Origin of the sequence: Streptomyces sp. NPDC051064, from assembly GCF_044455985.1 — a bacterium.
Classification (GTDB): domain Bacteria; phylum Actinomycetota; class Actinomycetes; order Streptomycetales; family Streptomycetaceae; genus Streptomyces.
The window spans coordinates 401,109-421,001 of record NZ_JBITFK010000005.1 but is presented as its reverse complement, the minus strand read 5'-3'; the positions used below and the strand labels follow the sequence as shown (position 1 = coordinate 421,001).

Here is a 19,893-nt window from a genome sequence, read left to right as displayed (position 1 = left end):
ATAAAAGGTCATTTCGTGTGACCTGGGGCCTTCGCGTGGGCGCAAATCGCCCGAATCGGACTCCGTGACCAGGGTCACCTTATGGGTCCCGGACGCAGGGGCGCGGCAGTCGGTTCCCTTCTGCGCCAAGAGAAATGGGCGGCGCGATGTGGGGTGGATTACATGAATTCCCGAGAATTGATCTTGCGAATGAATTGTGATCATCGCGCCAGGCTTGTTCCTTTCCCTATTTCTCGCCTACGGTCACCATCACTCCGGGCGGAACGCCGAATCCTGCCGCCGTCCGGTTACCCGACCACTTCTCGTACGGCAGGAGCGGGGGACCCAAGTAAGCGCCGATCCGGTTTCCGGAGCGGCTCGGGGTGAAGTCGCATTCGCGTGCGGCCGGGCATCTCCAGCCCGAACCCGACAGCTCACTTCGCAGGCGACGGAGAGGAATTCAGCATGCCCGAAAACGGTAAGCACCGTCGTTCCAGGACCAGTTCGCTCACCCGTGGCATCATCGCCGTGAGCACGGGCGGAGCCGCCCTGGCCCTTCCTCTGATCGGTGCGACCGGCGCCTTCGCGGCCCCGGCCCAGCCGGCCGCCGTGGAAAAGGCTGCGACGTCGACTGCCGCGTCCGGCAAGGGAATTGCCGCGCAGAAGTCCAAGTCCACCACCTATTCCGTGATCTTGGGTGACACCCTTGCAAAGATCGCGCGTGAGCATTCCGTGAACGGTGGCTGGAAGGCCCTGTACGAGGACAACGAGAAGGTTGTCGGCGCAAACCCCGACCTGATTCACCCGGGTCTGAAGCTGACCATCGGCGGCAAGGCCGAGAACAAGTCGGCGGACAAGGGCGACAAGGCCGAATCCAAGGCCTCCGCCTCGTCCGACCGTGCCGCGGAGAGCGCCGACCGCGCCGACCGTTCGGAGCGCACGAGCACCCCCACCGCCGCGGAAGGCGCACCCGCCGCCGAGGCCGCTCCGGCCGCCGAGCCGGTCTCGTACACGGACGACCTCGACGGCTGGATCAAGGAGTCGCTCGCCGTCATGGCCGAGCACGGCATCCCCGGCAGCTACGAGGGCATCCACCGGAACATCATCCGCGAGTCCGCGGGCGACCCCCAGGCCATCAACAACTGGGACATCAACGCGATCAACGGCGTCCCGTCCAAGGGTCTGCTGCAGGTCATCGACCCGACCTTCCAGGCCTACCACGTGCCCGGTACGTCGATGGACAGCTACGACCCGGTCGCCAACATCACGGCCGCGTGCAACTACGCCGCGGACAAGTACGGCTCCATCGACAACGTCTTCGGGGCCTACTGAGCCTCGCCGAGGCGGGACCGCTGGCGCACGGGCGTGTGACAGAGGGACAGAAGTGACGGGTGGTGCGGGTTCGGCGGAACCCGCACCACCCGTCGTCCGTTTTCCGGCGCCGATAGGGTCCGGAGGCTCGGCCGCCGTCGGCGTCAGGGCGGCCGAGGTGTCGCCGACAGGCCGGGCGGGGCACGGGTGACTGGTCTCGTACAGGTTCGTCGTCCATACTGCCCGCCGTGGAGCAGCGCATAGATTCGAACACCAAGCCCGAGTTCGCCGCGGGGACAGACCCGGCGTACATCCCCGGCCTGACGGCCCCTGCCCCCGCGCGGACGGAGGCGGAGGCGGAGGCGGAGAAGGCGGCGCCCCAGAAGCCCGAGGAGGCCGAGGAGACCCGGGAGACCGGGACTGCGGACGCGCTCGCCGAGGGGGCCGTGGATGAATCCGCGGCCGCCCCCGAGGACACCGCCGTGGACGACGCGGCCTCCGACGGCACGGCCGGGGACGACGATGAGGCCCCGGCCGACGGGACGGCCCCGGAGGCCGGGCCCGTGCCCGGCAAGAGTGCCGCCGATGAGGACGGCCCCGTCTTCGAGGTCAGCGACCGGCGCGGATCCATCAGAGTGGACGCGGACGGCGTCCGCTTCCGCCTCGACGACCAGGAGGCTGAGTTCGACTGGGCCGAGATCGGCGCGGTCGAGGTCAAGACCGGCCGCTTCGGGCGCCGGTTCACCGTGACGGTCCACCTGTCGAGCCGCCGGTGGTTCAACGCCGAGGTCGAAGCCGGATCCCGGGGCGACCTCAAGGGGTGGACGGCGGAGCTCGACGAGGCGCTGGACGCCTACTTCGAAGAGGCCTGACCTCTTCAGGGCCATGCCTGAGCACCGGGCCGGACGACCGGCCCGGTGGTCAGGGCCTCTCGTTCGGATCGCGCCGGATCCGAACGAAAGGCCCTAGGCATGCCGTGGAGCCGTCAGGCTCCCGGAGCCGTGCCGAGCACCACCGACCTGGTCAGATGGCGCGGCAGGTCGGGGTCGAGGCCACGGGCCGCCGCGCGGGCGATCGCCAGCCGCTGGACCCGGACCAGGTCGGCCAGCGGGTCCAGTCCGCTCTCCACCCAGCGGGCCCCGGTCGCCAGCACCTGCTCCCGTAGCCCTTCCGGAGCGGTGCCGAACATCCAGGTCGCGGTCCCGGCCGTGGCGATGCTGATGGGGCCGTGGCGGTACTCCATCGCCGGGTACGACTCGGTCCAGGACAGGGACGCCTCCTTCATCTTGAGCGCCGCCTCGTTGGCGATCCCTACCGTCCACCCCTGCCCCAGGAAGCTGAACTGGGCGCATTCCAGGAGCCCTTCGGGCAGCGGCTCCGCAAGCGCGGTCTCCGCGTCCCGTACGACGTCCTCGGTGTGCAGCCCGAGATGGGCCCGGAGCAGCGTCAGCGCGGTCGTCGCGAACCTCGTCTGGACCACGGACCGTTCGTCGGCGAAGTCGAGGACCACCACATCGTCGGCCGCGGCCATCACCGGGGTCCGCGGGTCAGCGGTGACGGCGACGGTCCGGGTGGCGCCCCGCAGCCGCGTCAGCAGGCCGAGGACCTCCGTGGTCGTCCCCGACCGCGTCAGCGCGACGACCCGGTCGTACGTGCGCCCGAAGGGGAACTCCGAGGCGGCGTAGGCGTCCGACTCGCCCTGCCCGGAATCCTCGCGGAGCGAGGCGTACGCCTGTGCCATGTAATACGACGTTCCGCAGCCGACGACGGCGATGCGCTCACCGGTGGCGGGCAGGGCCGCCTTCCGGTCGGCAGCGACCTCCGCGGCACGGCGCCAGCACCCGGGCTGGCCGGCTGTCTCGGTCTCGACATGCGACATGTCCGCACTCCGCTTCCACTGCTGCTCGCACCTGGTGGGACGGGGCTGTGTGAAATCGACGCCCACTTGTTCAATTCTGCATGTTACATGGGGTAATCGAGCAAGAACAAGCAAAGAGTTCACACCTCCGTTACCCGAGCAGGGTCGGTTTTCGGCCATGCTCGGTGGGTAGCCGACTCGATCCGGTTCCGTCGAAGCCGTGTGGGTATCGGTCGCATGGCGCGAACTCCGCTGCCGGCATCCCGTACATCAGGCGGAAAATCCCCTGTAGGACCGCTTCTCGGCGACCTCGGACGGTCACCGGGCGGTGGCGGGTGGCCCCGGTGAGGGGCGATTTCACGTCATCGGACGCGCGCGTTGGCCGAGTTCGAACGCGCGGCCGGAATACGGTCGGCATAATCAGCCCATGTCGATCACGGGTGGGGAAGTCGTGGACCTCGGCAGGGGTCTGTACGCCTGGCTGCCGCCGGAGCGGGGCTGGGGTCTGGCCAACTGCGGCCTGCTCGTGTCGCCGCGCGGGGGGCTGTGGATCGACACCCCGTACGACACGATGATGGCCGGTCAGTTCCTGGTGGAGAGCCAGAAACGGCTGCCCGACGGGGTGAGCGTCGACCGTGTGATCGTCACCCATGCCAACGGCGACCACTTCTGGGGCGCAGGGGTGCTTCCGGACGCGGAGATCATCGCGACCCGAGAGGCCCGGGAGCACATTCATTACGATCCCACCCCGCAGCAGCAGCACGCCCTGGTGGCCGGAAGTGATCCCTCCACTCCCCTCGGCGCGTATCTCGGCCGTCACTTCGGCGTCTTCGACTGGTCCGCCACCGACGTGGTGTCTCCGACGACCTACTTCACCGGAGAGCTCGAACTGACCCTGGGGGAGCACACGGTCCAGGTGTCGTCCCTGCCGCCCGCGCACACGGGGGGCGACCTGATCGTGTATCTGCCCGTGCAGCGCGCGGTGTTCAGCGGAGACGTCATCTTCTCCTCCACCCCCCAGCAGCCCGGGGACCACCCGGTGCACTGGGCGGGGCCCCTGGACAACGTGATCGACGCCTGCGAACGCGTCCTGGGCACCGGCGCCGAGGTGATCGTGCCGGGGCACGGGCCGGTGCTCGACCCTGCCGGAGTGCGCGGGCACATGGGCTACCTCGCGTACGTACGCGACCGCGCCCATGCCCTCCACGCGGCGGGAGTGCCCGCGGTCGAGGCGGCCCGCCGGGTGATCGCCGAGGGCCGGTACCCGGAGCTCGGCCTGTCCGAGCGGCTCGTGGTGACCATCGGGAGCGAGTACCGCCACCTGGACGGCTCCGAACTCCCCGGCGTCCTCGAGGTGATGGCCGACGTGGCGGCCGTCGCCCAGGAGACCGACGCGGCGTGCACCGGCGGGCCGGCGTGACGGCCCTCCGGTACGGCAGCCGGACGCCCCGCACCGGCGCGGGCTGTCGCCCGTCCCCGACAACAGAGACGCGGTGACGCCGTGCTGGCATGGATCGTGGCCCTCGTCGCCGTCGTGGTGGCGATCTGGTCGGCAGTACGCATGCACCAGGCCAGGCTGGACGCGTACGGCGCCTCGGCCCGCGCGGAGCTCACCGAGCGGCAGGCCAAGGCGGCCGACGCCCGGACCCTCGCCCTCACCGAGGAGATCCGCCAGCTGGCCCGGAACCGGATACCCGCCGCGGCCACCGCACTCTCCCACCGCTCCGCGCCTGTCCCCGGGCTGCGGGAGGCCGCCGGGATCGAGGGTGACGCCGCGCGTCTGCTGACCGAGGCCGTACAGGCCGCGCGCACAGCTGTCCTGGAGGAACGCCGACGCGTCGACGCGGCAGCGCGGTCGGCCATGCGCGGTACCTCCGCCAAGATCCAGTCGCTGCTCAATCAGTCGCAGCACCTGCTGCACGAGCTCCAGCACGAGTACGACGACCCGCGGATCCTCCAGCTCGACTTCCGTAACGAACTGGCGCTGCGCCGCACCCAGGCCACGGCCGTGCTCTGTGACGCCTGGCCCGGACTCGCCCGGCAGAACTCCTCGCTCGTCGAGGTCGTGCTCGGCGCCCAGTCCCGGGTGGCGGGGTACGAGCGGATCAAGGTCGCCAATCATCTGCGCCAGGAGCGGCTCGCGGTGGTCGCCCGGGCCGCGGAACCCCTCGCGATCGCGCTCGCCGAACTGCTGGCCAACGCCACGGCGTACTCGCACCCGGACACCGAGGTGCCGGTGACGGTCCAGCAGACCGCGGGGCGCGGGGCCCTGATCCTGGTCGACGACGCCGGGATCGGCATGGACGACGACGCGCTGAAACGGGCCCGCGCACTGCTGTCGGGCCCCGCCGAGGTGCTGCTCACCGAGCTGGGGGACCCGCCGTAGACCGGCTTCGCCGTGGTGGGGCGGCTCATCGCGCGCTACGGCTTCAGCTGCCACATCGAGTCGTCGCCGTACGGCGGGATGCGCGCGATGCTGCGTATTCCGGCGCATCTGCTGACCGTGATCGACGACGACCGCACCCTGTCCGTGCTCGCGCCGAAGCCGGTGCACGCGCGCGCCGAGGACGCCGCGGAGAGCCCCTTGCCCACCAGGCCCGCGGCACCCGTCGCTCCTGCCGAGCCTGCCGAGCCTGCCGAGCCCGCCGAGCCCGCCGAGCCCGAGCCTGCGCCGGCCGCCCCCGTCGAGACCACCGCGTCCGTGCCCGCCGAACCCGCCCCCGCCGCAGGGGAAGCCGCGCGTCCGGCAGGCCTGCCCACCCGGCGGCGCAGATCCCGCCGGACGGCGGCCCCGGAGGCGCCGACGGTCCGGCAGCAGCCGGCCGAGGAGCCCGTGCTCCGCACGCCCGAGCAGGCCGGGGCGGCCTGGGCCGCCCTCCAGGAGGGCACCCTCAGCGGCAGGAAGGCGCCCGTGCCCCCGGCGCGGACGCCCTCAGCATCCCCATCCGACGACCAAGGAGACGACGAGACGTGAGCACCACCCCCACTGCCGGTGATCTCGCCTGGGTGCTGACCCCGCTGCTGGAGCTGGCCGGTGTGCAGCATGCCGTGGTCGCCACCGGCGACGGGCTCGTCGAGGGCGCGTCGCCCGGCCTGGACCGTGCGTCCGCCGAGCGCGTCGCCGCGATGACGGCCACCCTGCACGCGGCCGCCCGCGCCTTCACCACCGCGTTCACCGAGGCCGAGTCGCCGCGACTGGCCCAGACGGTCGTGGAGTCCGACCTGGGCTTCGCCGTCGTCGTACCGGCCGGCAGGAACACCACTCTGGCCCTGTTCGCGGCCCCCGACGCACACCTGGGGAACATCGCCTACCAGATGCAGGTGCAGGTCACCGCGCTGACCAGGGCCATGCACGCCCCCACCCGCCAACCGGACGCTGCCACCCGGCCATGACCCCCGGCCCAGGCCGCCGCCTGATTCCCCCCTACCTGGTCACCGGTGGCCGCTCCACGCCCACCGGCCCCGCGCTCGACCGGCTCGCCGTGCTCATCCGTACGGACTCGGCCCTGCCGGTGAACACCGGTTCGGAGCAGCGCAGGCTGTGCGAGCTCCTCGAGCCGGGAGCCCTCACCGTCGTCGAGTGCGCTGCCCATCTGGACCTGCCGGTCAGCGCCACCGTCTTCCTGGCCACGGACCTCGTGGCCGCGGGACATCTGCACGCTCGACCACCGATCCCCAGTGCCGGTGAGATCGACCGGTCGCTCGTCGAGAGGCTGCTCGTTGGACTCCGTTCCCTCCACTGACCGGGGCGGCATCGGCTATCTGCCGAGTGCCGCCGAGACCCTGATGAAGCTCGTCGTCACGGGTCCCTTCGGCGTGGGCAAGACGACCCTGATCCGTACCCTGTCGGAGATCCCGACCCTGCACACGGAAGAGGCGATGACGCAGTCCAGTACGGGACTCGACGACACCGCCGGGCTTCCGGAGAAGACCACGACCACGGTCGCCGTCGACTTCGGCCGCCTGACCGTCCAGGACGATCTGGTGCTGTACATGTTCGGCACGCCGGGCCAGGAGCGCTTCTTCCCCCTCTGGGAGGACATCGCGCGCGGTGCGCTCGGCGCCCTCGTCATGGTCGACACCCGGCGGCTCGAGGACTCGTTCGCCGTCATGGACATGGTGGAGGAGCAGGGACTCCCGTACGCCGTCGCCGTGAACCGCTTCCCCGATGCCCCCGCCCACGCGGACGAGGTCCTGCGCAAGCACCTCGACCTCGATCCCCGCACCCCGCTGGTGCAGTGCGACGCGCGCGAACGCGGGGGCGGCATCGACGCCCTGATCGCCCTCGCCGAGCACGCGCTGACCTGCCTGCCCGCGCCCCAGGAATCGTCATGACCCCTTCCGTGACCGGTACTTCACCCGGCGCCGCACCCTCGCTCCACGAGCCCCTCGCGCTGTACGGCGCCGGCTTCGCCGCCGATCCGCACGGCCACTACCGCATGCTGCGCGACCAGGGGCCGCTGGCCAGGGTGCGTGTCGCCCCGGACATCGACGCGCTGCTGGTCACCGACTACCACGCGGCCGTCGACCTGCTGCGGGACACGGAGACCTTCACCAAGGACCCACGTGCCTGGCAGGCGGGCGTGCCGGCCGACTCGCCGGTCCTTCCCGTGCTCGGCTACCGGCCCACCGCGCTCTTCACCGACGGCGCCGTCCACGCCCGTTACCGCGACGCCATCAACGACACCCTCGCCCTGATCGAACCCCACCTGCTGCGAGCGGAGGTCGCGCGGGTCGCACAGCGGCTCATCGCCGGGTTCTCGGCCACCGGCACCGGTGATCTCATCGCCCAGTACGCCCGCAGGCTGCCCCTGCACGTCTTCACCGCCTCCTTCGGGGTGGCTCCCCAGGACACGGAGCGGGTGGTCCGCGGTACGGCGGGGATGATGGACTCCGCGGGGGACGCGACAGCGGCGTACGACGACCTCGTCGGCGTCGTCGCCGCTCTCGTCTCCGCACGGCGGCGCAGCCCGGGCCGCGATCTCACCTCGTACCTGCTGGCGCACCCTGCCGGGCTCGACGACGACGAGGCCGTGCGTCAGATCACGCTCATCATGAGCGCGGGCCACGACCCCACGACCAATCTGATCGGCAACGCCCTCCTGCGCATGCTCAGCGACACCGGTTACGGCGGCTCCCTGCACGGCGGCGCGATGACCGCGCACGAGGCGGTCGACGACGTGCTCTGGCGCGATCCGCCGCTGGCCAGCATGGGTGCGCACTTCCCGCGCCACGACACCGATTTCCACGGGGTCCCGCTGCGCGCCGGGCAGTTGGTGCTGGTCTCCTTCGCCGCCGCCAACACCCAGTCGCCGCCGTCCGGCTCGGACCCCGCGGTGCGCTCCGGCGACGGTGCTCACCTGGCGTGGTCGACGGGTCCGCACCGCTGCCCCGCCAAGCAGCCCGCCCTGCTGATGGCGATGACCGCGATCGAACAGCTCACCAGCCAGCTCTGTGACCTGGAACTCGCCGTCGAACCCGGCGCGCTGGTCTGGCGGCCGGGCCCCTTCCACCGCGCCCTGGCCCACCTCCCGGTCCGTTTCACACCGCTCGACACGCTTCCCGAACCGGAGGCCGTGGGCGCCCCGGAGGCCGCCGATCACGTTCCGGCCCGTGTCGGTGGTACGCCGAACGGGTGAGGGGCGAGAGAATTGCCCGATGAACAGCGAGCGCAGCCGGCGCACAGCCAACCGGCATACGGACGGGGTGGTTCTGTGAGCAGGTACGACAGGTACGACAGGTACGACGCCACCGACGAACAGTGGGAAGGGCTCGCCCAGGTCGTACCCCTGAGGGGCCGCAACGAATGGCCCTCCCGGGTCGACCACAGGACGGTCCCGGACCGGCAGGAGTCGGCCGAGCAGCGGCGCATGGTCGTTCTGCGCGTCCAGGTGTTCGCGGACGCGCGCGAGGTGGCCGAGTATCTGGTCGCCCAGATCCCGGTCCTGCTGGACCTGACCGGCGCCGAGAACGATGTGGCCAAGCGGATCCTGGACTTCAGCAGCGGTGTGGTCTTCGGGCTCGGCAGCGGGATGCACCGGGTGGACCGCAATGTCTTCCTGCTCGCGCCGGTCGGCATGGAGGTCGAGGGGGTCACCGCGGCGGGCGTACCTCAATCGTAGGAAGGTCGTGCGGGCGGAACGGTTCGCCGCTCACGGGCGTGCGTACGGTCCGCTCATGACTGTTGTGATCTCCACGGGGAGGGCGGCCTCCGCGCCGTCCGGCGCGGGCCGACCCGCCCGCCCCTTCGTCAGCGAACTCCGCCTCGACGCCTTCGCATCGCACCGCCGTACCGTCGTCCCGCTCGGACCGCTCACGCTGCTCACCGGACGCAGCGGAAGCGGCAAGTCGACCGCCCTGCGCGGTTACGAGGCGCTCGCGCGGCTGGCCGCCGGTGATCCGCTGGAGGACGTCTTCCCCGACCCGGTGGCATGGGTGCCCGAAAGGGCTGGGGCCGACGGGCAGGGGCGGCGCGGATTCAGACTCGGCTGCACGGTGGAGGGCCCGGCCGGCCCGGTGGGACTGGATCTCGCCGTGCAGGCCGAGCCCACGCTCCGCATCGTCGGCGAGCGGCTGACCGACAGCGGCGAGACGCTGCTGAGCACGGCGCTGCGGGATCCCCGGCGTTCCTCGGTCCAGGCGGCCTGGTACACGGCGGGGGCGGTGCCGGTGACGCGTGCTCCCTTCCCCGACGACCGGCTCGGCACGGCACTGCTGCCGTTGCGGGTCGCGGGAACCACGGACGGGCAGCTCAGGGTGCTGGCCGCCGCCGAGCAGGTGGTGGTGGCCCTGCGGTCGGCCTTCGTCTGCGATCCTCAGCCGGGACGGATGCGTGCGGCGGTGCCGGTCGCGGAAGGGCGGCTGACCTCGTCCTGCGACAACCTCGCCGAGGTACTGCACCGCACCCACAGCCAGTGCGCGCAGCGGCACGCCCGGTTGGTCGCCAGCGCGGACGCCGGGTGCGCGGGACCGGTGACTGGACTGACTGCCGAGCGACTGGAGGACGGCACCGTGCAGGCCCTGGCGGGGCGGGGACCGGGCCGGAGTACGCCCGTCGGGCGCCTCGGCGACGGTGAACTCCGGTATCTCGCCTTCGCGCTCGTACTGCTGACGGGCCCGCATGTCCTGGTGGTCGACCCGGCGGCGGAGGTGCCGTCGGCCATGCAGGCCCTCACCGTGCTGGCCGACGGACTCGACCGGAGCCTGGACGCGCGGCAGACCGGGGAGCTGCTGGCGTTGGCGGCGTCGATCTGTGCGAACGGGCACATGCGTCTGCTGGGGACGGTCGGTGAGTCGGCCGCGGCAGCGGCCCAGGAGACGTCCGGTGCGACAGTGGTAGACCTGACACGGTGAGCGAACTGGATGTAGCACAACTGCAGCGGCGGCTGGCCGACTTCGCGGCGGCCCGGGCCTGGGAGCCGTACCACACCCCCAAGAATCTCAGCGTGGCGCTGAGCGTGGAGGCCTCGGAACTCCTGGAGATCTTCCAGTGGCTGACGCCGGAGCAGTCGGCGAGGGTGATGGAGGACCCGGATTCGGCGTTCCGGGTCAGGGACGAGGTCGCGGACGTCCTGGCCTATCTGCTGCAGTTCTGCGAGGTCCTGGAAATCGACGCGTTGGCGGCGCTGGCGGCCAAGATCGACCGGAACGAGGAACGCTTTCCGGTGGGGGCGGCGGGTGTTGAGCCGGTACCACCGGAAAGCATCGAGCAGGGCCAGGACGCCGTCGAGGTGACTGGTCGTCACTCTTCGGAGTGATCGTTTTACTCACAATCGACTTCCTGTCCACAGATTTCCGATTTCCTCTGGCTTTCGTGTGCCATGACCCTCACTGTGGGTAATGAAGAAGTGAGCGGGTTCTTGTACCGGCGGTGTCGGCGACGGGGGAGTGGCATGGAAGCGGAGCGACTGATCGAGTCGGGCCGGAGCGCCCTGGCGGGGAGCCGGGGGGTGCCGGCCGTCATGGCGGAGGCATGGCAGGCCCAGGCACTCGCCCGGGCGGTCGGCGGCCGGCTGGCGAGGTGCGGACCGGCGGAATTACGGGCGGAGGCGCGCGAGCTCAGCGAGACCTGCGCCCTGGGGAGCGCCGTGCTCGACCACCCGATGGTTCCGGCCGGAGGCGTGCGGGCCTCCCAGCTCACCGAAGTGGATCACGTGCCCAGGGTGTTGGCCGCTCTCGCGCTGCTCCTCGGGGAGGCGGGCATCGCGCTGGTGGGTGTCGCCTGCGGCACGGAGGAGGAAGGGCTCTACTGGCAGTGCATCGAGGCGATAGACGCCGTCGACGAGTCCGTGGACCGGGTCCACGGGATGCTGAGACGGCTTGCCGAGCAGGAGCGCGAGCGTGAGCACGAACAGGAGTTGGACCGGGAGCGCGACGGCCCCCACGGGGTGATCCACGGGCCGGCCGGCTTCGTCGCCGGCCAGCCGTGAGCCGGGAGGCCGGGGGCACACCGGCCGCCCGGCACGGGGGAAGAGTCCAAGAGGGAGGGCGCAGCGGTTTCGAAGGTGCAGGATGGAGGCATGGATCTTCGAATCTTCACCGAGCCCCAGCAAGGGGCGAGCTACGACACCCTGCTCACCGTCGCCAAGGCCACCGAGGACCTCGGCTTCGACGCCTTCTACCGATCGGACCACTATCTGCACATGGGCTCCGGGGACGGTCTGCCCGGCCCGACCGACGCGTGGATCACCTTGGCCGGACTGGCCCGCGAGACCAAGAGGATCCGCCTCGGCACGCTGATGACCGCGGGCACCTTCCGGCTGCCCGGCGTGCTGGCCATCCAGGTCGCACAGGTCGACCAGATGTCCGGTGGCCGGGTCGAGCTGGGCCTGGGCGCCGGCTGGTTCGAGGAGGAGCACAAGGCGTACGGCATCCCGTTCCCGAAGGAGAAGTTCGGCCGGCTCGAGGAACAGCTGGCGATCATCACGGGGCTGTGGGAGACCGAGACCGGTAAGACGTTCAGCTACGACGGGACGTACTACCAGCTCACCGACTCGCCGGCCCTGCCGAAGCCCGCGCAGACGAAGGTTCCGGTCCTGGTCGGGGGCCACGGCGCGGTCCGTACCCCGCGGCTGGCCGCGCGGTACGCGGACGAGTTCAACATCCCCTTCGCGTCGATCGAGGACAGCGTGAAGCAGTTCGGCCGGGTCAGGGACGCGGCCGTGGCAGCCGGGCGGTCCCCCGACGACCTGGTGTACTCCAACGCCTTGGTGGTGTGCGTCGGGAAGAACGACGCGGAGGTGGCGCGGCGCGCGTCCGTCATCGGACGGGAGGTCGAGGAGATCAAGGCGAACGGGCTGGCGGGCTCACCCGCCGAGGTGGTCGACAAGATCGGGCGGTACGCCGCCATCGGCTCGTCGCGGATCTACCTCCAGGTTCTGGACCTGCACGACCTGGAACACCTGGAGCTGATCTCGTCGCAGGTCCAGTCGCAGCTGGGCTGACAGGAGGGACCCGGCCCGCGGCAGGCCGGGCCCGTGTGGCCGCGGGACCGGCAGCAACCGCCCGGCAGTGAGGAGCAGCTGTGCATTCCGCCCGGACGCCGGGGGGCCCGCCCGGCCGTACGCTCGGCGACGCGCTCGCCGAGGGGACCGTTCTGCTGGACGGGGGCCTCTCCAACCAGCTGGAGGCGCAGGGCTGCGATCTGTCCGACGCCCTCTGGTCGGCCCGGCTGCTGAGCGACGCGCCCCAGCAGATCGAGGCCGCCCACGCCGCCTATGCCCGGGCGGGTGCGCAGGTGCTGATCACGGCCAGCTACCAGGCGACCCTCGAGGGGTTCGCGCGGCGTGGGATCGGGCGGGACCGCGCGGCGGAGCTGATGGCCGGCAGCGTCGAGTCGGCGCGCCGGGCGGGCGCGGTGACGGGACGCGAAATCTGGGTCGCCGCCTCGGTCGGGCCGTACGGGGCGATGCTCGCGGACGGCAGCGAGTACCGGGGCCGGTACGGACTCACCGTCCGGGAGCTGGAGCGCTTCCACCGGCCCCGGGCGGAGACGCTGGCCGAGGCGGGGCCCGATGTGTTGGCTCTGGAGACGGTGCCGGACATCGACGAGGCCGAGGCCCTGCTCCGGGGGGTCGAGGGGCTCGGGGTGCCGGTCTGGCTCTCGTACAGCGTGGCGGGGGACCGGACCAGGGCCGGGCAGCCTCTGGCGGAGGCGTTCGCGCTCGCCGCCGGCATCGACCAGGTGGTGGCCGTCGGGGTCAACTGCTGCGAACCCGCCGACGCGGACCGTGCGGTGGAGGTCGCGGCAGCGGCCACCGGCAAGCCGGTGGTCGTCTACCCGAACAGTGGGGAGGAGTGGGACGCCGACGGCCGGGCCTGGACCGGGAGGGGAACGTTCGAACCGGACAGGGTGCGGGACTGGCAGCGGGCGGGCGCGCGGCTGGTCGGCGGCTGCTGCCGGGTCGGCCCGGCCGGGATCGCGGCGCTGGCTGAGCGACTGGAAGCGTCGGGAGTGTGAAAATCCCTGGTGGGAGGCCGGTCGCCGGACCATACTCGGACGCGTGTTCCTGACTATCAGCACGACCGGCACCCCTGAGCGTCCCGCCACCGATCTCGGATACCTGCTGCACAAGCATCCCGACAAGGCGCAGACGTTCTCCACCTCGCACGGGACCGCGCACGTCTTCTACCCCGAGGCGTCCGCGGAGCGCTGTACCGCCGCCCTGCTGCTCGAAGTGGATCCGGTGGCGCTGGTGAGGCGCGGCAAGGGCAAGGGCCGGGGCGGAGCCCCCGACGCGGCACTCGCGCAGTACGTCAACGACCGGCCGTACGCTGCGTCTTCGCTGCTTTCGGTCGCGATGACGACGGTGTTCAAGTCCGCGCTGAACGGGGCGTGCCGGGCGATGCCCGAACGGGCCGAGGAGCCGCTGCCGTTGCGGATCGAGGTGCCCGCGCTGCCCGCACGCGGTGGTGCGGAGCTGGTGCACAAGCTCTTCGCGCCGCTCGGCTGGACACGGGTGGAGGCCGTGGCCGTGCCGCTGGACGAGCAGTTCCCGGAGTGGGGCGACTCGCGCTACGTACGGCTGGTGCTGGAGGGGGAGCTGAGGCTCGCGGACGCCTTGCGCCAGCTGTATGTGCTGCTGCCCGTGCTCGACGACGCCAAGCACTACTGGGTGGCGCCCGACGAGGTGGACAAGCTGCTCCGGGCGGGCGAGGGCTGGCTGGCCGGCCACCCCGAGCAGAAGCTGATCACCAGCCGTTATCTCTCCCGTCGCTGGGGGCTCACCCGGCAGGCGATGGAGCGGCTGGAGCTGGTGCGGCTGGCGGAGTCGGACGACCTCGAGGTGGAGAGCGTCGACAACGCGGTGGACGAGACGACCGACACGGAGGAGAAGCCGGTGCCGCTCGCGGAGCAGCGCCGCGCGGCGGTCCTGGAGGCGCTCCGTGCGGCAGGGGCGACCCGAGTGCTCGACCTCGGCTGCGGCCAGGGTCAGTTGGTGCAGGCGCTGCTCAAGGACGTGCGCTTCACGGAGATCGTCGGGGTCGACGTGTCGATGCGCGCCCTGACCGTGGCCGCACGCCGGCTGAAGCTGGACCGCATGGGCGAGCGGCAGGCCGGGCGGATCACCCTCCGCCAGGGCGCGCTCACCTACACCGACAAGCAGCTGAAGGGGTACGACGCCGCCGTGCTGAGCGAGGTGATCGAGCACCTCGACCTCCCGCGGCTCCCCGCCCTGGAGTACGCGGTGTTCGGCTCCGCGCGGCCGCGGACCGTGCTGGTGACGACGCCCAACGTCGAGTACAACGTCCGCTGGGAGACGCTTCCCGCCGGGCACGTACGCCACGGCGACCACCGCTTCGAGTGGACGAGGGAGGAATTCCGGGACTGGGCGGGCCAGGTGGCCGGGCGCCACGGCTACACGGTGGCGTTCGTGCCCGTGGGCCCGGAGGACCCCGAGGTGGGGCCTCCCACACAGATGGCCGTGTTCACGATGACCACGGCCCAGGAGACGACGAAGGAGGCGAAGGCCGCATGACCAGTACCTCTCGCACGCTGCCGGTGACCGACCTGTCCCTCGTCGTCCTCATCGGCGCCAGCGGATCGGGCAAGTCCACCTTCGCCCGCAAGCACTTCAAGCCGACCGAGATCGTCTCCTCCGACTTCTGCCGGGGCCTCGTCGCCGACGACGAGAACGACCAGAGCGCCAGCCGTGACGCCTTCGACGTGCTCCACTACATCGCGGGAAAGCGTCTCGCCGGCGGCCGGCTCACCGTCGTCGACGCGACCAACGTGCAGCCGGAGAGCCGCAAGCAGCTCGTCCAGCTGGCCCGGCAGTACGACGTGCTGCCCATCGCCATCGTGCTCGACCTGCCGGAGGAGCTCTGCCAGGCGCGCAACGCAGGCCGGCCCGACCGTGCCTCCATGCCCCGCCATGTCGTGCAGCGCCACCGCCGTGAGCTGCGCCGGTCGCTGCGCGGTCTGGAGCGCGAGGGCTTCCGCAAGGTGCACATCCTGCGCACCGAGGAGGAGGCCGACACCGCCGAAGTCGTCCTGGAGCGCCGCTACAACGACCTCCGGCACCTCACCGGGCCCTTCGACATCATCGGCGACATCCACGGCTGCAGCTCCGAGCTGGACACCCTCCTCGGCAAGCTGGGTTACAAGGACGGCACGCACCCCGAGGGGCGTACCGCCGTGTTCGTGGGCGACCTCGTCGACCGGGGCCCGGACAGCCCGGGCGTGCTGCGCCGCGTCATGTCCATGGTGGCGTCGGGTGACGCGCTGTGCGTGCCGGGCAACCACGAGAACAAGCTCGGGCGTTACCTCAAGGGGCGCAAGGTCCAGCACAGCCACGGTCTCGCCGAGACGGTCGAGCAGCTGGAGCGGGAGGACGTCGAGCACCCCGAGTTCCGCAAGCAGGTCGCGGAGTTCATCGACGGACTCGTCAGCCACTACGTCCTGGACGGGGGCAAGCTGGTCGTCTGCCACGCGGGGCTGCCCGAGAAGTACCACGGGCGCACCTCAGGGCGGGTCCGCTCGCACGCGCTGTACGGCGACACGACCGGCGAGACCGACGAGTTCGGCCTGCCCGTGCGCTACCCGTGGGCCGAGGACTACCGGGGCAGTGCCGCGGTGGTCTACGGCCACACGCCGGTGCCCACCGCCTCCTGGGTGAACAACACCCTCTGCCTGGACACAGGGGCGGTCTTCGGCGGGAAGATGACCGCGCTGCGCTGGCCGGAGCGCGAGATCGTCGACGTACCGGCCGAGCGCGTCTGGTACGAGCCGGTGAAGCCGCTGACCACCGAGGCCCCCGGAGGCCGGGAGGGCAGGCCGCTCGACCTCGCCGATGTCCAGGGCCGCCGCATCGTGGAGACCCGGCACATGGGCCGCGTCGCGGTGCGTGAGGAGAACGCGGCGGCGGCACTCGAAGTCATGAGCCGCTTCGCCGTCGATCCCAGGCTGCTGGCCTACCTTCCGCCGACCATGGCCCCGACGGCGACCTCGCACGAGGAAGGCTTCCTGGAGCATCCGGCCGAGGCCTTCGCGCAGTACCGCGCGGACGGCGTCACCAAGGTCGTCTGCGAGGAGAAGCACATGGGCTCGCGCGCCGTGGCGCTTGTCTGCCGCGACGCCGGCACCGCGCGCGAGCGCTTCGGGACCGGGGGCACCTCCCACGCTTTCGGCTGTGGGGAAGGCACCACCGGCGCCCTGTACACCCGCACCGGGCGGCCGTTCCTGGACGACACCGTACTCACCGAGGTCGTCCTCGGCCGGCTCCGCGCCGCCGTCACCGCCGCCGGGCTCTGGGAGGAGTGGAACACCGACTGGGTGGTGCTCGACGCCGAGCTGATGCCCTGGTCCCTCAAGGCGGCGGGGCTGCTGCGCTCGCAGTACGCGGCGGTGGGCGCGGCCGCCGGCGCCGTCCTGCCCGTGGCTGAGGAGGCCCTGGCCGCGGCGGCCGCCCGCGGCGTCGACGTCGGCGCACTGGCCGGCCGCCAGCGGGAGCGCGCGGAGGACTCCTCCGCGTTCACGGAGGCGTACCGCCGCTACTGCTGGAGCACCGAAGGGCTCGACGGCGTCCGGCTCGCGCCGTTCCAGATCCTCGCGGTGCAGGGCCGTTCGCTCGCCTCAGTGCCGCACGACGAGCAGTTGGCGTGGCTGGACCGCCTCGTCGAGCACGACCCGACCGGTCTGCTCCAGGTCACCCGGCGCCTCGTCGTCGACACGGGTGACGAGGCCTCCGTCCGCTCCGGCATCGACTGGTGGCTGGAGATGACCGGCCGCGGTGGCGAGGGAATGGTCGTCAAGCCGCTCGGCGCGCTCGTCCGGGACGAGAAGGGCAGGCTCGTCCAGCCGGGCATCAAGGTGCGCGGCCGGGAGTACCTGCGGATCATCTACGGCCCCGAGTACACGCGGCCGGAGAATCTGGAGCGCCTGCGCTCCCGGTTCCTCGGTCACAAGCGGTCGCTGGCCCTGCGGGAGTACGCCCTGGGTCTGGAGGCCCTCGACCGGCTGGCCGACGGTGAGCCGCTGTGGCGGATCCACGAGGCGGTCTTCGCGGTGCTGGCCCTGGAGTCGGAGCCGGTCGACCCCAGGCTGTAGGACGGCCGGAGCCGGACGGCCGCCCCCGTCGAGAGTCCGGGCCCGCTTCATCGGGGCCCGGACGTCGGCCTACTCGCGCCAGTCCGCGGTGGCCGCGGCACGCGCCTGCCACAGCCTCACGCCCGGGCCGCCCGGCTCCCACCGGTCGCAGAACTGCCGCATCGCCTCGCACCTGGTCAGCATGGCGGTTCTGCGGACCGGCCAGGGCGGCACCTCCCCGCCGTACGCACCGAAGAAGTGGCCGAGGGCATGGCCGCGCCCGGGGTGGTGCGTGCGCACGATCCACTCGCACCAGGCCAGGTCCTCGACCGGATCCCCGAGGTGGGCGAACTCCCAGTCGACCACCGCGGTGACCTCGAAGGTGTCGGGATCGACCAGCACGTTGTTCGGGCCGAAGTCCCCGTGCACAAGCACCTTGTCCGTCTCGAGCGCGGCGGCCGGCAGCACGTCCGGAGGGGTTTCGTGGATACGGCGCAGCAACTCCCCACAGCTCGCCAGGACAGCCTCCGGCCGACCGGAGTCCAGGAGTTCCTGGCCGGGCGCACCGGACATGAAGCCGAGCGTGAGAGTGGCCGCGGTCGATCCCCGCACCGGCGGCACGGGCAACCGGCCCTGCAGCCGGGTCAGCAGCGCGTGCTCACGACGGAGCCTGCGTTCGGCGTCGGGGCCCTCGTAGGTCTTCTCCACGACAGCACCGTCGCCGACGGTGTGGTTGGTGTAGCCGTGCTTCAGCGGGCGCATCCGCTGATCATGGGGCAGCGGCGGCCCTCCGGGCACCCCCCGGCCGGAAGCGTGCACGATTCCGCACGGAGGTACTTCCAGGAGACCGGCGAAACCGGGTTGCGGTTCGCAGGGTGAAGCGGGTCCCGCGCGGTGAGGATGAGGGCATGGGATTCCATGTCGATTCCGAGGCCGGGCGGCTGCGCCGCGTCATCCTGCACCGCCCCGATCTGGAGCTGAAGCGGCTCACCCCCAGCAACAAGGACGCGCTCCTGTTCGACGACGTGCTGTGGGTGCGCCGCGCCAGGGAGGAGCACGACGGTTTCGCCGATGTGCTGCGCGACCGGGGCGTGGAGGTGCACCTCTTCGGCGAGCTGCTCCGGGAGTCCCTCGACATCCCGGTCGCGAGAAGGCTCGTCCTGGACCGGGTCTTCGCGGAGAAGGAGTACGGCCCGCTCGCGACCGAGCATCTGCGCGCCGCCTTCGAGGAGCTGCCCGCAGGGGAGCTGGCCGAGGCCCTGGTCGGCGGGATGACGAAGCGGGAGTTCCTGCAACGGCACAGCGAACCGACCTCGGTCCGCTTCCACGTCATGGATCTGGACGACTTCCTGCTCAGCCCGCTGCCCAACCACATCTTCACCCGCGACACCTCCGCCTGGATCTACGACGGTGTGTCCATCAACGCGATGCGCTGGCCGGCGCGGCAGCGCGAGACCGTGCACTTCGAGGCGATCTACCGGCACCACCCCCTCTTCACCGGCCCCGACGCAGGCGTCTTCCACCACTGGTCACAGGGCCAGGACGACTATCCGTCCACCATCGAGGGCGGCGACGTCCTGGTCATCGGCCGGGGTGCCGTCCTGATCGGGATGAGTGAACGCACCACCCCCCAGGCCGTGGAGATGCTGGCCCGAGGGCTCTTCGACGCCGGGTCGGCCCGGACGATCGTGGCGCTCGACATGCCCAAGCGGCGGGCGTTCATGCACCTCGACACGGTGATGACGATGGTCGACGGGGACACGTTCACCAAGTACGCCGGACTCGGCATGCTGCGCTCCTACACGATCGAGCCCGGCGCCGGTCCACGTGAGCTGAAGGTCACCGACCATCCCCCGGAGCACATGCACCGTGCCATCGCCGCCGCCCTCGGCCTCGACAGGATCCGGGTGCTCACCGCCACCCAGGACGTGCACGCCGCCGAGCGGGAGCAGTGGGACGACGGCTGCAACGTGCTGGCCGTGGAGCCCGGGGTCGTCGTCGCGTACGAGCGCAACGCCACCACCAACACGTATCTGCGCAAGGAAGGCATCGAGGTCATCGAGATCCGGGGCAGCGAGCTGGGACGGGGCAGGGGCGGCCCCCGCTGCATGAGCTGCCCCGTGGTGCGCGATCCCGTGTGAGGCGGGGCCGGAGCCCGGAGGCGCGGAGCGCAGGGAGGCGCGCGGCACACGCCCTGTATAGTAATACGGTGTCTCGT

General features: G+C 71.4%; 20 protein-coding genes and 1 riboswitch. Of the genes, 18 read left to right on the top strand and 2 right to left on the bottom strand.

Going from position 1 to position 19,893, the window contains the following annotated elements; all coding sequences use genetic code 11:
* Positions 1-254: 254 nt before the first annotated feature.
* Positions 255-440, top strand: a riboswitch (cyclic di-AMP (ydaO/yuaA leader).
* Positions 441-444: 4 nt separating this feature from the next.
* Together ACIBCU_RS20105 and ACIBCU_RS20100 are read left to right on the top strand one after the other, a co-directional pair.
* Positions 445-1,311 (top strand): LysM peptidoglycan-binding domain-containing protein, encoded by an 867-nt coding sequence (locus ACIBCU_RS20105; protein WP_362931168.1) that lies wholly within the window; start codon positions 445-447, stop codon positions 1,309-1,311.
* A 227-nt stretch (positions 1,312-1,538) separates the two neighbouring features.
* Positions 1,539-2,162 (top strand): hypothetical protein, encoded by a 624-nt coding sequence (locus ACIBCU_RS20100; protein WP_362931170.1) that lies wholly within the window; start codon positions 1,539-1,541, stop codon positions 2,160-2,162.
* A gap of 113 nt (positions 2,163-2,275) precedes the next feature.
* Here the strand turns inward: ACIBCU_RS20100 and ACIBCU_RS20095 are convergent, their stop codons facing one another.
* Complete coding sequence (locus ACIBCU_RS20095; RefSeq protein ID WP_362931172.1) at positions 2,276-3,169, bottom strand: sugar isomerase; 894 nt, start codon at positions 3,167-3,169, stop codon at positions 2,276-2,278.
* 406 nt (positions 3,170-3,575) lie between these two features.
* Here ACIBCU_RS20095 and ACIBCU_RS20090 point away from each other — a divergent pair, with 406 nt between their 5' ends.
* From ACIBCU_RS20090 to ACIBCU_RS20020, 15 genes are all read left to right on the top strand, one after another.
* Positions 3,576-4,568, top strand: coding sequence for an MBL fold metallo-hydrolase (locus ACIBCU_RS20090; RefSeq protein ID WP_362931174.1), 993 nt, complete (start codon positions 3,576-3,578; stop codon positions 4,566-4,568).
* Between the two features lie 81 nt (positions 4,569-4,649).
* On the top strand, positions 4,650-5,534 hold the full coding sequence (locus tag ACIBCU_RS20085; RefSeq protein WP_399232801.1) for a hypothetical protein: 885 nt from the start codon (positions 4,650-4,652) through the stop codon (positions 5,532-5,534).
* A 12-nt stretch (positions 5,535-5,546) separates the two neighbouring features.
* Positions 5,547-6,122, top strand: a complete 576-nt coding sequence (locus tag ACIBCU_RS20080) for a hypothetical protein (protein ID WP_399232799.1) — start codon at positions 5,547-5,549, stop codon at positions 6,120-6,122.
* Positions 6,119-6,541, top strand: coding sequence for a roadblock/LC7 domain-containing protein (locus ACIBCU_RS20075; RefSeq protein WP_362931178.1), 423 nt, complete (start codon positions 6,119-6,121; stop codon positions 6,539-6,541). The genes ACIBCU_RS20080 and ACIBCU_RS20075 overlap by 4 nt, the downstream gene beginning before the upstream one ends.
* Positions 6,538-6,891, top strand: coding sequence for a DUF742 domain-containing protein (locus ACIBCU_RS20070; protein ID WP_362931180.1), 354 nt, complete (start codon positions 6,538-6,540; stop codon positions 6,889-6,891). The genes ACIBCU_RS20075 and ACIBCU_RS20070 overlap by 4 nt, the downstream gene beginning before the upstream one ends.
* Positions 6,869-7,483: a GTP-binding protein gene (locus tag ACIBCU_RS20065; RefSeq protein WP_399232795.1), complete on the top strand. Its 615-nt coding sequence runs from the start codon at positions 6,869-6,871 to the stop codon at positions 7,481-7,483. The genes ACIBCU_RS20070 and ACIBCU_RS20065 overlap by 23 nt, the downstream gene beginning before the upstream one ends.
* Positions 7,480-8,787: a cytochrome P450 gene (locus tag ACIBCU_RS20060; protein WP_399232793.1), complete on the top strand. Its 1,308-nt coding sequence runs from the start codon at positions 7,480-7,482 to the stop codon at positions 8,785-8,787. The genes ACIBCU_RS20065 and ACIBCU_RS20060 overlap by 4 nt, the downstream gene beginning before the upstream one ends.
* A gap of 75 nt (positions 8,788-8,862) precedes the next feature.
* On the top strand, positions 8,863-9,270 hold the full coding sequence (locus ACIBCU_RS20055; RefSeq protein WP_393764655.1) for a cell division protein SepF: 408 nt from the start codon (positions 8,863-8,865) through the stop codon (positions 9,268-9,270).
* Between the two features lie 7 nt (positions 9,271-9,277).
* Complete coding sequence (locus ACIBCU_RS20050) at positions 9,278-10,501, top strand: AAA family ATPase (protein WP_399232791.1); 1,224 nt, start codon at positions 9,278-9,280, stop codon at positions 10,499-10,501.
* The gene (locus ACIBCU_RS20045; protein WP_399232789.1) at positions 10,498-10,905 is read left to right on the top strand and encodes a nucleotide pyrophosphohydrolase; all 408 of its coding nucleotides are present in this window, start codon (positions 10,498-10,500) and stop codon (positions 10,903-10,905) included. Before ACIBCU_RS20050 ends, ACIBCU_RS20045 begins: the two co-directional genes overlap by 4 nt.
* A 135-nt stretch (positions 10,906-11,040) precedes the next feature.
* Positions 11,041-11,577, top strand: coding sequence for a DUF6099 family protein (locus tag ACIBCU_RS20040; RefSeq protein WP_399232787.1), 537 nt, complete (start codon positions 11,041-11,043; stop codon positions 11,575-11,577).
* A 90-nt stretch (positions 11,578-11,667) separates the two neighbouring features.
* A complete protein-coding gene (locus ACIBCU_RS20035; RefSeq protein WP_362932507.1) occupies positions 11,668-12,591 on the top strand; it encodes an LLM class F420-dependent oxidoreductase in 924 nt (307 codons plus the stop codon).
* An 80-nt stretch (positions 12,592-12,671) separates the two neighbouring features.
* Positions 12,672-13,607: a homocysteine S-methyltransferase gene (gene mmuM, locus ACIBCU_RS20030; protein WP_399232785.1), complete on the top strand. Its 936-nt coding sequence runs from the start codon at positions 12,672-12,674 to the stop codon at positions 13,605-13,607.
* A gap of 43 nt (positions 13,608-13,650) precedes the next feature.
* A complete protein-coding gene (locus ACIBCU_RS20025) occupies positions 13,651-15,126 on the top strand; it encodes a 3' terminal RNA ribose 2'-O-methyltransferase Hen1 (protein ID WP_399232783.1) in 1,476 nt (491 codons plus the stop codon).
* Positions 15,123-17,696: a polynucleotide kinase-phosphatase gene (locus tag ACIBCU_RS20020; protein ID WP_399232781.1), complete on the top strand. Its 2,574-nt coding sequence runs from the start codon at positions 15,123-15,125 to the stop codon at positions 17,694-17,696. Before ACIBCU_RS20025 ends, ACIBCU_RS20020 begins: the two co-directional genes overlap by 4 nt.
* Before the next feature lie 69 nt (positions 17,697-17,765).
* On the opposite strand, the gene ACIBCU_RS20015 is transcribed toward ACIBCU_RS20020, so the two are convergent.
* Complete coding sequence (locus ACIBCU_RS20015) at positions 17,766-18,437, bottom strand: phosphotransferase family protein (protein ID WP_399232779.1); 672 nt, start codon at positions 18,435-18,437, stop codon at positions 17,766-17,768.
* A gap of 146 nt (positions 18,438-18,583) precedes the next feature.
* On the opposite strand from ACIBCU_RS20015, the gene ACIBCU_RS20010 reads away from it, so the two are divergent.
* On the top strand, positions 18,584-19,816 hold the full coding sequence (locus ACIBCU_RS20010) for an arginine deiminase (RefSeq protein ID WP_362932497.1): 1,233 nt from the start codon (positions 18,584-18,586) through the stop codon (positions 19,814-19,816).
* Positions 19,817-19,893: the final 77 nt, after the last annotated feature.